The 14,612-nt window shown below is 44.2% G+C and carries 11 protein-coding genes; 1 reads left to right on the top strand and 10 read right to left on the bottom strand.

The window, feature by feature from the left end; genetic code table 11:
- Positions 1-96 precede the first annotated feature (96 nt).
- On the top strand, positions 97-4,248 hold the full coding sequence (locus tag ACWPUA_RS04165; RefSeq protein WP_454379355.1) for a family 20 glycosylhydrolase: 4,152 nt from the start codon (positions 97-99) through the stop codon (positions 4,246-4,248).
- Between the two features lie 45 nt (positions 4,249-4,293).
- Here the strand turns inward: ACWPUA_RS04165 and purB are convergent, their stop codons facing one another.
- From purB to purF, 10 genes are all read right to left on the bottom strand, one after another.
- Positions 4,294-5,592, bottom strand: coding sequence for an adenylosuccinate lyase (gene purB / locus ACWPUA_RS04160; RefSeq protein WP_454379353.1), 1,299 nt, complete (start codon positions 5,590-5,592; stop codon positions 4,294-4,296).
- A gap of 2 nt (positions 5,593-5,594) precedes the next feature.
- A complete protein-coding gene (locus ACWPUA_RS04155; protein WP_020902267.1) occupies positions 5,595-6,290 on the bottom strand; it encodes a hypothetical protein in 696 nt (231 codons plus the stop codon).
- A gap of 13 nt (positions 6,291-6,303) precedes the next feature.
- Positions 6,304-6,528, bottom strand: coding sequence for a hypothetical protein (locus ACWPUA_RS04150; protein WP_020902266.1), 225 nt, complete (start codon positions 6,526-6,528; stop codon positions 6,304-6,306).
- Positions 6,529-6,657: 129 nt separating this feature from the next.
- Positions 6,658-7,737 carry a 5-(carboxyamino)imidazole ribonucleotide synthase gene (purK, locus tag ACWPUA_RS04145; RefSeq protein ID WP_454379350.1) on the bottom strand — a complete coding sequence of 360 codons (1,080 nt, stop codon included), beginning with the start codon at positions 7,735-7,737 and terminating at the stop codon, positions 6,658-6,660.
- Positions 7,724-8,215: a 5-(carboxyamino)imidazole ribonucleotide mutase gene (gene purE, locus ACWPUA_RS04140; protein WP_006152795.1), complete on the bottom strand. Its 492-nt coding sequence runs from the start codon at positions 8,213-8,215 to the stop codon at positions 7,724-7,726. The genes purK and purE overlap by 14 nt, the downstream gene beginning before the upstream one ends.
- Positions 8,216-8,400: 185 nt before the next feature.
- On the bottom strand, positions 8,401-9,663 hold the full coding sequence (gene purD / locus ACWPUA_RS04135) for a phosphoribosylamine--glycine ligase (RefSeq protein ID WP_454379348.1): 1,263 nt from the start codon (positions 9,661-9,663) through the stop codon (positions 8,401-8,403).
- A 121-nt stretch (positions 9,664-9,784) separates the two neighbouring features.
- Positions 9,785-11,332, bottom strand: a complete 1,548-nt coding sequence (gene purH, locus ACWPUA_RS04130) for a bifunctional phosphoribosylaminoimidazolecarboxamide formyltransferase/IMP cyclohydrolase (RefSeq protein ID WP_368910632.1) — start codon at positions 11,330-11,332, stop codon at positions 9,785-9,787.
- Positions 11,333-11,405: 73 nt separating this feature from the next.
- Positions 11,406-11,960, bottom strand: coding sequence for a phosphoribosylglycinamide formyltransferase (gene purN, locus ACWPUA_RS04125; protein WP_368910631.1), 555 nt, complete (start codon positions 11,958-11,960; stop codon positions 11,406-11,408).
- The gene (gene purM, locus ACWPUA_RS04120; protein ID WP_454379345.1) at positions 11,960-12,982 is read right to left on the bottom strand and encodes a phosphoribosylformylglycinamidine cyclo-ligase; all 1,023 of its coding nucleotides are present in this window, start codon (positions 12,980-12,982) and stop codon (positions 11,960-11,962) included. The genes purN and purM overlap by 1 nt, the downstream gene beginning before the upstream one ends.
- 40 nt (positions 12,983-13,022) lie before the next feature.
- Complete coding sequence (gene purF / locus ACWPUA_RS04115; protein WP_004250374.1) at positions 13,023-14,465, bottom strand: amidophosphoribosyltransferase; 1,443 nt, start codon at positions 14,463-14,465, stop codon at positions 13,023-13,025.
- Between the last annotated feature and the right edge of the window lie 147 nt (positions 14,466-14,612).

The raw sequence follows: 14,612 nt of genomic DNA, 5'->3' as shown, positions 1-14,612 counted from the left end.
TAATTTCCTCAAAAACTTGACTTTATTTTAGTTAGAACATACAATAGAGTTAGTATGTGAAAACGCTATCAAAAACATAAAAGGGGAGGTTTTTTAATGAAACCAGAAAATAAACAGCGCTTCTCTATTCGTAAATATGCAATCGGAGCAGCTTCTGTATTGATCGGATTTGCCTTTCAGGCGCAGGCCGTTGCTGCTGACGGAGTCGTACCTGCTCCAACAGAAAATCAGCCTGCTGTCCAAACCACTGGAGAAGTCACTCCACCGACGAGTGAAGAAAAACTCGAGACTGCTCCTTCAACAGAAAATGCTACTCCAGCTACTCCAGTAACAACTACTGAAGCTCCAAAAGTTGAAGTTACTCCTGCACCTGCCGTAGCAGAACCAGTCACAGCAGAAGAAACTCCAGCTAAGGCAGAAATTACTGAAGAAGCTAAGAAGACAGAATCTGAAAAAGAAAAAGAAGAAAACAAAGAAGTTGCTAAGATCGAAGCACCCGCAGTCGCTACAGAACGAGCAGCTCAAGTGAATGAAAAACTGGCTAAAAAGAAAATTGTTTCTATCGATGCTGGACGTAAATACTTCTCTCCAGACCAACTGAAAGAAATCATCGACAAAGCCAAACACTATGGCTATACTGATCTTCACCTTTTAGTCGGAAATGATGGCTTGCGCTTCATGCTTGATGATATGTCTCTAACTGTAGGTGACAAAACTTACGCAAGCGATGATGTCAAACGTGCTGTTGAAAATGGAACCAATGCCTACTACAATGATCCAAACGGTAATCATCTAACTGAAAGTGAAATGACTGACTTGATTGGTTATGCTAAGAATAAAGGAATTGGACTTATCCCAACAGTCAATAGCCCAGGTCATATGGATGCTATCCTTAACGCCATGAAAGAACTTGGCATTGAAAAACCTAACTTCAACTACTTTGGTAAAGAATCAGAACGTACAGTTGACCTTGACAACGAAAAGGCTGTTGCCTTTACAAAAGCCTTGATTGATAAATACGCTGCTTACTTTGCTGGCAAGTCTGAAATCTTTAACATCGGTTTAGATGAGTATGCTAACGATGCTACTAATGCCAAAGGATGGAGTGTACTTCAAGCCTATAAATGGTATCCAGAAGATGGTTTCCCAGACAAGGGTTATGATAAATTCATCGCCTATGCTAATGACCTAGCTCGTATTGTCAAATCTCACGGTCTGAAACCAATGGCCTTCAACGACGGTATCTACTATAATAGTGATACTACTTTTGGTACCTTTGACAAAGACATCATCGTGTCTATGTGGACTGGTGGTTGGGGCGGTTATGATGTTGCCTCATCTAAACTTCTATCTGAAAAAGGGCACGAAATCCTCAATACTAACGATGCTTGGTACTACGTTCTCGGCCGTAATGCTGATGGACAGGGTTGGTATAACCTAGACCAAGGTTTGAACGGTATTAAGAGCACACCGATTACTTCAGTTCCAAAAACTGAAGGAGCTGATATTCCTATCATCGGTGGTATGGTAGCTGCTTGGGCTGATACTCCATCTGCCCGCTACTCTCCATCTCGCCTCTTCAAACTCATGCGTCAATTCGCAAACTCAAATGCTGAATATTTCGCCGCTGACTACGAGTCTGCTGAACAAGCTCTTAAAGAAGTGCCAACTGACCTTAGTCGCTATACTGCAGAAAGTATTGCTGCCGTTAAAGAAGCTGAAAAAGCCATTCGCTCTCTTGATAGCAACCTTAGTCGCGCTGAACAAGATAGCATTGACCAAGCAATTGCAAAACTCCAAGAAGCCGTTAGCAACTTAACCTTCACACCAGAAGCTCAAAAAGAAGAAGATGCCAAACGTGAAGTTGAAAAACTTGCCAAAAACAAGGTTATCTCAATCGATGCTGGACGTAAATACTTCACTCTAGACCAACTCAAACGTATCGTAGATAAAGCCAGCGAACTTGGTTACTCTGACCTTCATCTCCTCCTTGGAAATGATGGACTTCGCTTCCTCTTGGATGACATGACAATCACCGCAAACGGCAAGACCTATGCAAGTGACGATGTAAAAAATGCCATCATTGAAGGAACAAAGTCTTACTACGACGATCCAAACGGAACAACTTTGAACCAGGCTGAAATCACTGAGCTTATCCAATATGCTAAGGATAGAGGCATTGGAATTATCCCTGCTATCAACAGTCCAGGCCACATGGATGCTATGCTTGTCGCTATGGAAAAATTGGGCATTGCAAACCCTCAAGCTAACTTTGACAAGGTTTCAAAAACAACCATGGACCTTGAAAACGAAGAAGCAATGAACTTTACAAAAGCCCTTATCGGCAAATACATGGACTTCTTTGCAGGCAAGACTAAGATCTTTAACTATGGTACAGATGAGTATGCCAACGACGCTACTAACGCTCAAGGTTGGTACTACCTCAAGTGGTATGGACTCTATGGTAAGTTTGCAGATTATGCTAATGGTCTAGCTGCCATGGCTAAAGAAAAAGGTCTGCAACCAATGGCCTTTAACGATGGTTTCTACTATGAAGATAAGGACGATGTTGAGTTTGATAAAGATGTTCTCATCTCTTACTGGTCTAAAGGTTGGTGGGGCTATAACCTTGCATCTCCTCAATATCTAGCAAGCAAGGGCTATAAGTTCCTTAACACTAACGGAGACTGGTACTATATCCTCGGTCAAAAACCTGAAGATGGTGGTGGTTTCCTCAAGAAAGCTATCGAAAACACTGAAAAAACTCCATTCAACCAGCTAGCTTCAACTAAATATCCTGAGGTTGATCTACCTACTGTTGGTAGTATGGTAGCTATCTGGGCAGATAGACCAAGCGCTGAGTACAAAGAAGAAGAAATCTTTGAGCTCATGACTGCATTTGCAGATCACAACAAAGACTACTTCCGTGCTGACTACAAGGCTCTTCGCGAGGAACTTGCTCAAATCCCTGAAAACTTAGAAGGATATAGCACAGAAAGTCTCGATGCTCTCAAGGCTGCTAAAGAAGCACTAAACTACAATCTCAACCGAAATAAACAAGCTGAGTTGAATACACTTGTAGCTAACCTTAAGGCAGCAAGACTTGGTCTCAAACCAGCTGCAACTCACTCAGGAAGTCTTGATGAAAATGAAGTTGCTGCCAACGTTGAAAACCGACCAGAGCTTATCACAAGAACGGAAGAAATCGCATTTGAGACTGTCAAGAAGGAAAATCCTAACCTTCCAGCAGGACAAGAAAAAGTTGTCACTGAAGGTGCAAAAGGTGAACGTACAATCTATATCTCAGTTACTACTGAAAACGGTAAGGAAACTGAAACAGTTCTTGAAGAAAAAGTCACAAAAGAAGCTGTCAACCAAGTTGTTGAAGTTGGAGCTCCTGTCACTCATGTCGGCGACGAAGAAGGAGTTGCTCCTGTTGCGGATGCCAAACCACGTGTTGTGATCGAGGACGAAGAAATTCCGTTTACAACTATCACTCGTGAAACTGATGCATTGCCTAAGGGAGAAACTCGTGTCGTAACTGAAGGTGTTAAGGGACGTCGTAGTCATTTCTATTCTGTGTCTACTGCTGCTGACGGAAGCGAAGTGAAAACATTGGTCACTAGTGTTGTCGCTCAAGAACCAGTTACTCAAATCATCGAAGTTGGGACTCCTGTAACGCATGTGGGAGATGAAGAAGGAGTTGCTCCTGTTGCAGATGCCAAACCACGTGTTGTCATCGAGGACGAAGAAATTCCGTTTACAACTATCACTCGTGAAACGGATGCATTACCTAAGGGAGAAACTCGTGTCGTAACTGAAGGTGTTAAGGGACGTCGTAGTCATTTCTATTCTGTGTCTACTGCTGCTGACGGAAGCGAAGTGAAAACATTGGTTACTAGTGTTGTCGCTCAAGAACCAGTTACTCAAATCATCGAAATTGGTACTCCTGTAACACATGTGGGAGATGAAAAAGGTCTAGCTCCTGTTGCGGAAGAAAAACCAGCACTAGAGATTCCAAATATACCGGCTCCTGTTGCAGAAGAAAAACCTAAATTAGAAATTCCAAGTAAACCAGCTCCAGCAACTGTTCCTGCCGAGGAAAACAAAGCTCTTCCTCAAGCCCCAACTCCTGTGGCAAAAGAAAATAAACTTCCTGAGACAGGAAGCCAAGGTTCAGAATGGTTGATTGCTACAGGTCTCATGGCTGCACTCACAGCTTATGGACTTAGCAAGAAAAAAGATTAAGCATAAATAAAAAGCGAGATACAATCTCGCTTTTTTGTTTTATGATTAGTCACCCAAACCAATACGTTCGAAGATTTCATCCACTCGTTTGGTGTAGTAAGTTGGGTTGAAGATTTCGTCGATTTCTTCTTGAGTCAAACGTGATGTTACTTCTGGGTCTGCTTCCAAAAGTGGTTTGAAGTCAACTTGGTTATCCCAAGAGTAGGCTGTCTTAGGTTGAACAAGGTCGTAAGCTTGCTCACGCGTCATACCTTTTTCAATCAAGGTCAGCATCGCACGTTGACTGAAGATAAGACCAAACGTAGAGTTCATGTTACGGATCATGTTTTCTGGGAAGACCGTCAGGTTCTTGACGATGTTTCCGAAACGGTTAAGCATGTAGTCAATCAAAATAGTCGTATCTGGTGTGATGATACGCTCAGCTGATGAGTGAGAAATATCACGTTCGTGCCAAAGAGCGACGTTCTCATAGGCTGTCACCATATGACCACGGATAACACGCGCAAGACCTGTCATGTTTTCAGAACCGATAGGATTACGTTTGTGAGGCATGGCAGATGAACCCTTTTGACCTTTGGCAAAGAACTCTTCCACTTCACGTTGTTCTGATTTTTGAAGACCACGGATTTCAGTCGCCATACGCTCGATGGAAGTTGCGATACTAGCAAGAACCGCAAAGTACTCAGCGTGAAGGTCACGAGGAAGCACCTGTGTAGAGATTTCTTGAGCACGGATACCAAGCTTGTCGCAGACGTATTTTTCAACGAATGGTGGGATGTTGGCAAAGTTACCAACTGCGCCAGAAATCTTACCAGCTTCCACGCCAGCAGCCGCATGTTCGAAACGCTCAATATTACGTTTCATTTCGCTGTACCAAGTTGCCAATTTAAGACCAAAAGTTGTAGGCTCAGCGTGCACCCCGTGGGTACGACCCATCATGATGGTGAACTTGTGCTCCTTAGCCTTGTCAGCTATAATGTTGGTGAAGTTTTCAAGGTCACGACGGATGATGTCGTTGGCCTGCTTGTAGAGGTAACCATAGGCAGTATCCACCACGTCGGTAGAAGTCAAGCCATAGTGGACCCACTTGCGCTCTTCACCAAGAGTCTCAGAAACCGCACGCGTGAAAGCCACCACATCGTGGCGAGTCTCCTGCTCAATCTCTAAAATACGGTCGATGTCAAAGTCCGCCTTCTCGCGAATCAAAGCCACATCTTCCTTAGGGATTTCACCCAACTCAGCCCATGCCTCGTCAGCCAAGATTTCCACCTCAAGCCAAGCACGGTATTTATTTTCTTCACTCCAAATGTTCGCCATCTCAGGGCGAGAGTAACGGTTGATCATGTTTATTTTTCTCCTTCATCAAAATTGTAAATCTTTGTTTTGGCAATTTCTACATCAACTTTAAAGTTTTTATCTGGGGTACAAATTTCTAATTGATTGTTTCCATCATTAATAGCATTATATAAATCAATACTTCCTTGGACTATCAATACTCCCTCAAGTGTTGATTTTGCTTCAATTCTATCTCCAATAGTAATAAAATTGTAGTCATCTTTCTTCAATCCTGTTACCGACATGGGGATTGCGGTCCCAAAACGCTGAAGATCTTGTAAATGACTATCCTCAGAAGCAAAATGAGCTAAACTTAAACCGCTCTCTCTAAACTTAAATCTATTTGCCATAGTAACTACAAAGTTTCCATTAATAATAACTCTGTTTAATGAAATCGGGGTATAACTCAGATTATCGATTTTTAGATATACTAATAGGTAAACCATAGGTATTTGAGACCATAGGCTTTGATCTTGCTCACGATCCAAATAAAGTTTATTAGGCAATGCACCCTCTGAAAGAGGGGTAGGTCTAAAAATTAATTGCGTTACTTTCAATTTTGTACTATTTCTTCTAAATGATAGAAAACTTACTGCTAGACTAATCCCAGAAAATAATAATGCAAGTGCTGAAATTCCAATTGTTATAAAATCTTTTATTTGGAAGTCCCAAATTGTATTACCGACAGCAGTTAATAATGTCGCCATTTTAATTTTCCTCCTAAAAATCCTCTTTCCCAATCGCCACAGAGGGATAATGTGCCAACTGGTTCAAGTCCGTATCTTGTGGTAAATCATAGATGGCAAGATAGTCATTCGGAAACTGTTTTGTCAATTCAGCCAATTTATCATAAACAGCTTGCTCGTCTGCTGACGCAAATACGACTTCAACGACGGCTTTTTCTTTGTCAGCTTGGACATAGGCATGAACAATGATTTTAATCATAGGCAACTCCTAAAAATCAATCCCTTTCCAGCAGTAGTTGACTGACTCCTCTTGCCGATGTTTCGTCTGCGACAAGCCTAGTCAACTTTGCAGGGGTAAGACAACGGACCTTATAACTGGGGTCCTGTCTTACTCCCCAAACTCCTCAACCTTATCCGGTTCATCACTAAACAAAGTCACATGTCCCATCTTTCGGTTGTGCTTCGCTTCTATTTTACCATACATGTGGAGGTGGGCGCTTGGATTTTCTGTGACATATTTTTCAGCAGCCTCGACGTGTTGACCGAGGACATTAAGCATAACAGCTGGAGCATGTAGTTTGATAGCTGGCAACGGTGCTCCCAAAACACCTAAAATATGGGTATCAAACTGGGAGAAGTCACAGGCTTCAATAGAATAGTGTCCAGAGTTGTGGGGGCGGGGGGCAATCTCATTGACCACGATATCATCAGCTGTCGCAAACATTTCCACACAAAGAGTTCCAGATAGGTTGAGCTGTTCTGCGATTCGCACTGCCATAGCTTTGGCTTTGTCTGCTAGACTTTCTGAAATGCGAGCTGGCACGATGGTCTTAGACAGGATGTTGTTGCGGTGAATATTTTCCTGAACTGGAAAAACCGTCACGTCCTTGCCATTTCCTGACACAATAACAGAAATTTCAAGGTCAAAATTGACAAATTCTTCCAAGACACAGTCTGCTGAGTCTGCTAGTTCATAGGCTTCTGCCAAATCTTCTGCTGAGCGAATGACCTTTTGTCCATGGCCATCGTAGCCACCAGTCGCAGTCTTGAGGACATAGTTTTTCGATAGGTCCATATTTGCCAAATCTTGGCTTGAGGTCACAACCTTGTAAGGTGCCACAGTGACTTGTGCCTTGTTTGACAAAAAGTCTTTTTCAAAAATGCGGTTTTGTGAAATGCGAAGTAGATCGGTTCCTTGAGGGAGTTGCCCATCCTTGATAACAGCATCCAAACCATCAGCGTCTACATTTTCAAACTCATAGGTGAGAACATCGCAACGCTCTGCCAGCTGACGAAGGGCATCCACATCGTTATAAGGCGCCACAATGATTTCCGCCACACGGGAAGCTGGGCAATCCGCTGCTGGGTCCAGCGCGATAACCTTGTGCCCCATGTAGATAGCAGAAATGGCCATCATCTGACCAAGCTGACCGCCACCGATAATTCCGATTGTTTTAGATGAGCTCATTTGTAGACTCCTCTGCGATTTTTCCTTGTTCTTCTGCAAAATCTGCCAAAGCTGTCGCGATAGCCTGATCCTCTACTGATAGGAGACGGAGGGCAAATAGAGCCGCATTTGTCGCCCCTGCTTCACCTATAGCCATAGTTGCGACTGGCACACCACCTGGCATTTGAACGATTGAATAGAGTGAATCCACGCCACTAAGGGCACGAGATTTGACGGGTACACCAATGACAGGAAGGGTTGTTTTGGCAGCTACCATACCTGGCAAGTGAGCAGCGCCACCCGCACCTGCAATAATGACCTTGATACCGCGACTCCGTGCTTCCTCGGCATGTTTGAACATGAGGTCAGGTGTGCGGTGGGCAGAGACAACTTTCTTTTCGTAGACTACACCGAAGCGGTCTAGGACTTCTGCGGTTTTTTGCATGGTTGCCCAGTCGGATTTGGAGCCCATGATGATGGAAATAATTGGTTTAGTCATAATTTTCCCTTTTCTTTTTTGATAATGGTCTTAGGTGGTGGGGACGGAAGCAAACCTTCGGTTTCATTCCTAAACTTTGAGCCTAAGGTCTCAAAGTTTCCCCGACCAGAACAGATCCTGCTCTGGCCCTTTCACCACGGCGACCATTATCGTACTTGGCGACTTCGTCGCTTTTTCTTATATCTTTATCGAATCGCCTTGCTTCCGATATCTGTTCGGTAAAAGAGGCCTTCTGTGTTTTGTTTGTTAAGTTGGTTGTAGATAATGTTTTGGCCGTCTTTGACGGTGTCTGCTGTGGTGACGAGCATGTAGACACGTCCGCCGTTTGAAAGAAGGTCTTTCCCATTTTCAGCGAATTTCGCGCCTGCATAATAAGTGATGATGTCACCATCTGTCTTTGCTGGTAACTTGACACCTTTTTCATAGTCTAATGGGTAGCCCTTTGATGCGACAACCACACCCAGAGTGACACCCTTGTCCATCCAAGTGATGACTGGCTCTTTGCCATCGAGGATATCCGTAATATTTTGTGCAAAGTCAGATGTCAAACGAGGCAAGATGATTTGCGTTTCAGGATCTCCAAAACGAGCGTTGAACTCGATGACTTTGGGTCCATCAGCTGTCAAGATAAGCCCCGCGTAAAGGACACCAAGATAAGGGCGCCCTTCTTTAATCATGCCTTCGAGGACTGGCTTGACAATGGTGTCAACCGCTGTATCAACTACACTCTGTGGCAAGTGTGGAACTGGCGCATAGGCCCCCATACCGCCCGTGTTAGGGCCCTTGTCTCCATCATAGGCACGTTTGTGGTCCTGAGCCGTTGGCATGATGTAGAACTTGTCACCATTGACAAAGGCAAAGAGAGAGAACTCTTCCCCGTCAAGGAATTCCTCGATGACCACACGTGCACCTGAGTCACCGAATTTATTGTCCAAAAGCATCTCGTGAGCTGCTTCTACTGCTTGCTCGACTGTCTCAGCAACGACGACACCTTTCCCAAGGGCCAAACCGTCTGCCTTGACGACGATTGGAGCGCCTTTTTCTTCGATATAAGCCTTGGCTTCCTCAAAGTCAGAAAATGTGCCATAGGCTGCTGTTGGAACGTCATATTTGACCATGATTTCCTTAGCAAAATCCTTGGACCACTCCAACTCCGCTGCCAATCTTGTCGGACCAAAGGCTTTGAGACCAGCTGCATTGAAATCATCCACGATTCCAGCAGCAAGAGCGTCATCTGGACCAATGAAGGACCAAGCAATATCGTTGGCTTTTGCAAACTCAATCAATTTAGAATGTTCGGAAATAGAGACATTTACCAACTCCAGACCATCCAGAGTCATCCCGTCATTTCCAGGAGCTACAAAGACTTTTTCAACGTCTTTTGACTCAAGCAACTTCTTAGCAATGGCATGTTCACGACCACCCGAGCCGACAACTAACAGCTTCATCTTTCAACCTCTTTTGCGAATTATTTACTAATATTATACCATAAACGTTCGTTTTAATCTTGTTTCGTTTCGCTTTTAAAGCAAAAAAAGGAAAGAAACTGTTTTCTTCCCTTTTATTTTCTTAATGTCTAAAATGTCTCACGCCTGTGAAGACCATAGTCAAGCCGTATTTATCAGCCGCTTCGATTGACTCTTGGTCACGGACAGAGCCCCCTGGCTGGATGATGGCCTTGATACCTGCTTTAGCGATTTCTTCCACGTTATCCGCAAATGGGAAGAAGGCATCCGAAGCAAGGACAGCACCGTCAAGGTGATCTTTAGCTTGATCAATGGCGATACGGACTGAAGCCACACGGTTGGTTTGACCAGGACCGACACCCAATGTCATGTGGTCATTAGTCACGATGATTCCGTTTGATTTGACATACTTGATAGCTTTCCAAGCAAACTCAAGGGCAGTCGCTTCTGTCTCAGTTGGTTGGCGTTTGGTTACCACTTGCCAGTCAGCTGGGCTTTCTTTGATCACGTCTTGGTTTTGAATGAGGAGTCCACCGACAACACCTGTGTATTCTGCTTCCACTTCACTAGCATCTTGTGCGTCAAATGGCAAGGCAAGAATGCGCAAATTTTTCTTTTTGTTGGTCAAAATAGCTAGTGCTTCATCCGTATAGCTTGGTGCGATGATGATTTCAAGGAAAACACCGTGCATCTTCTCAGCTGTCGCAGCATCTACCTCGCGGTTAAGAACAACGATTCCACCGAAAATCGATACTGGGTCAGACTCATAAGCGTAATCCCAAGCTGTTTCGATGTCATCAGCTTGACCGATACCGCACGGGTTCATGTGTTTCAAAGCAACAACGGTTGGACGATCTTTGAAATCGCGAATGATACGGATCGCTGCATCAGCGTCACGGATATTGTTGAAGGACAATTCCTTACCGTTGAGTTGTTTAGCTGAAGCAATGGAGTAATCCGTTGGCAAGGCTTTTTGGTAGAAGTCTGCGTCTTGTTGAGGGTTTTCACCGTAACGCATTGGTTGCTTGAGGTCATAGGTCAAAGTGAGTTTTTCAGGTTTTGCTTCACCCACTTGAGCTGTGAAGTATTCTGCAATCAAAGCATCGTAAGCTGCTGTGTGACGGAAAACCTTAGCTGCCAAACGTTGACGAGTTTCGTAAGTGGTTTCGCCTTTCGCTGCCAATTCGTCAAGCACAACAGCATAGTCAGCAGGGTCTACAACAACTGTTACGCTAGCGTGGTTCTTCGCTGCTGAACGAAGCATTGATGGACCACCGATATCGATGTTTTCAACGGCATCCGCATAAGTCACGTCTGGTTTAAGAATGGTTTCCTTGAATGGGTAAAGATTGACCACAACAAGGTCAATCAATTCGATTTTGTTATCCTTGGCTGCTTCTAAGTGACTATCCAGGTCGCGACGAGCGAGGAGACCGCCATGGATATTGGGGTGGAGGGTCTTGACACGACCGTCCATCATTTCCGGGAAACCAGTCACATCATCGATAGCAATGGTATCAACACCGGCATTATCAAGGGCAACTTTGGTACCACCTGTTGAGATGATATCCCAACCAAGTTTTTTAAGTTCTTGGGCAAATTCAACAATGCCCGCTTTATCTGAGACTGAAATAAGTGCTCGTTTTGTCATGTTCTTTCTTTTCCTTTTTAAAAAAGTTCTTTCTTTGCTACAGTAGAAAATTTTTTTCAGCTCGTGGGCTTTCTTATTTTCGTGCAGCCCCCAAACTATCCAAGACTTCTGGATAGAGCTTGTACTCTGTTTCGTGGATGCGAGTTTCGAAAGTATCAAGGGTATCCCCTTCAAGGCGTGGCACACGGACTTGTTTAATTACCTTACCGGTATCCACACCAGAGTCCACCCAGTGAATGGTCACACCAGACTGGTCAACGCCTGCATTCCAAGCATCCTCAATGCCATGAGCACCTGGAAATTCTGGCAGGTAAGCCGGGTGAATATTGATGATACGGCCTTCATAAGCTGCTAGTAAAGTTGGACCGACGATTTTCATATAACCCGCCAAACAGACTAGGTCAATCTCGTGCTCATCCAAGAGCTCGACAATAGCTCCTTCGTAGTCTGCCTTGCTCTCAAACTCCTTGAGTTCGAAGGCATAGGATAAAACTCCAAGATTTTCGGCACGTTCTAAAACGTAGGCATCCCGGTGATCTGAAAAGACAAATTCTACTGGAAATTGTTCCGCAATGACCTGAAAGTTTGAACCATTCCCAGAAGCAAAAACAGCAATCTTTTTAGCCATTATTTAATCACCACACTTGCATCTGTCTTCTTGACAATCCGACCGATTTCATAAACAGGTTCGTCGAGAAGTTCTTTGACACGTTCCACATTTTCTGGTTTTACTGCAAGCATGAGACCAATACCCATGTTGAAGATTTCAAACATTTCTTCGTGTTTGATTTGGCCATATTTTTCAAGGGCTTTGAAAATTGGAAGGACTGGTACTTTACTTTCGTCAATTTCAGCAGCCAAATCATCTGAGAACATACGTGGCACATTTTCGATGAAACCACCACCTGTGATGTGGGCAATTCCATTCACCAATTCTTCTTTGATGAGTGGCAAAGCCGCTTTGACGTAGATGCGAGTTGGCTCAAGAAGAACGTCCTTAAGTTTTTTGCCTTCCAATTCTGGGAGGACTTCTTCACCTGTGTAGTCAGCAAAGACACGACGGACGAGCGAGTAACCATTTGAGTGGATTCCGCTTGAGGCAAGTCCAAGAAGCACATCACCTTCAGCCACTTTTGAACCGTCGATGATTTGAGATTTTTCAGCCACACCGACCGCAAAACCTGCCAAGTCATAGTCGTCTTCGCCATACATACCAGGCATTTCAGCAGTTTCCCCACCGATGAGGGCCGCACCTGCTTGTACACAACCTTCAGCCACACCAGCAACCACTTGTTCTAGCTTAGCTGGTTCATTTTTCCCAGTCGCCACATAGTCTAGGAAGTAAAGGGGCTCTGCACCTGCAGCGATGATATCGTTGACACACATAGCCACACAGTCTTGTCCGATAGTATCGTGTTTGTCGTACTTGATAGCAAGCATGAGCTTGGTTCCAACACCGTCAGTTCCTGAAATCAAAACGGGCTCTTTGACACCTGTTTTTGAAAGGTCAAACATACCTCCGAAACCACCAAGAGATCCCATAACACCCGCACGCTCTGTACGTGCCACGTGTTTTTTGATCCGTTCAACAACTTCATAACCCGCTTCAACATCCACACCCGATTGAGCGTATGCATTCTTATTTGTCATTTTATTCATTCCTTTTCTTTAATCGAGGGTCTTTAGCCGTCTATTTGTAAAAACTGATCTTGTCATCCAAACTTCTACGATAGTCTTCTTCATAGTCGTAGAGAGGCGTTGGGTAGTCACCATCAAAGTAAGCGACACAAAGACCACCGTTCGGCGCATCTGTTTCGATGCCGATAGAATCAATCAAGCCATCAATCGAAAGATAGGTCAGGCTATCCGCACCAATGATTTGGCGAGTCTCTTCGACCGTATGATTAGCCGCAATCAGCTCCTGACGTGTCTGGATATCAATCCCGTAAAAACATGGATAGGCAAGAGCAGGACTCCCGATGGCAACGTGTACTTCTGATGCCCCCGCTTCTTTCAAAAGTTGGACAATACGACGAGATGTCGTGCCTCGTACAATGGAATCATCAATCATGACCACACGTTTTCCTTTAACCACACCAGAAACGGCAGACAGTTTCATACGAACCCCTTGCTCACGCAATTCTTGAGTCGGCTGGATAAAGGTCCGTTGCGTATATTGGTTCTTGATGAGCCCCATTTCATTTGGCAGACCTGATTCTTCCGCAAATCCCATAGCTGCGCTAAGAGAGGAGTTTGGCACCCCGACTACGATATCAGCTTCATACTTGAACTCACGTGCCAGTTGAGCTCCCATTCTCTTACGAGCCGTATGGACATTGACTCCGTGGATATTGGAGTCAGGACGTGCGAAGTAGATATACTCCATGGAACAGATAGCCAACTGAGTATCGTTTGTATAGCTGTCATACTGGATGCCATTGTCATCAATAATGACAATTTCGCCTGGTTTTACGTCGCGAATCCACTCAGCACCAATTACTTCAAAGGCACAGGTTTCAGATGAAACCACTACTGCTCCATTAGCCATTTTCCCGATTGACAGAGGACGGAAGCCATTTGGGTCAAGCGCTGCAATTAACTTATCTTCAAACATCAAGAGATAAGCAAAACCACCTTTGACAAGACTGAGCGCTTCCTTGATTTTACCCATCAGGTTTGGATTGTGGCTACGACGAATAAGGTGAGCCAAGATTTCAGAGTCAGAGGTTGAGCTGAAAATCGCTCCTCTTTGTTCCAATTCTTGCTTGAGCGATTCTGCATTGGTCAGATTCCCATTATGAGCCAAACCAAACTGCATATCATGAAAGCGGAAAAGGAAAGGTTGGATATTGTCTACAGAAGCTTCTCCCGCAGTCGCATAACGCACGTGTCCAATAGCTCCAGTTCCTGTCAATTTATCCAAATTCGCAGGATTTTTGAAGACTTCTGATAAAAGCCCCATATCACGATGACGCTTCAATTTCCCTTGGTCATTGGAGAGGATTCCTGCACCCTCCTGACCACGGTGCTGAAGACTATGGAGTCCAAAATAGGTCAATTTGGCAGCGTCTGGGTGACCCCAGATACCAAAAACACCACATTCTTCATTAAGAGATTTTACTTCGTATGTCATTTTTTATACCTAATTTTTATTTGTGTATCATTTCTTAACGATACTAGAGCGGAATGATACGGCAGAAGCTCGTTTCACTCGCAACAATAAATCATTTGCAATTGTCGTAAGTTAGATCTACTTGATTTTACATTTACTGATGGTTCT

The sequence above is a fragment of the Streptococcus sp. Marseille-Q6504 genome, assembly GCF_965111625.1.
This window is presented reverse-complemented; position numbering and strand designations above follow the sequence as displayed.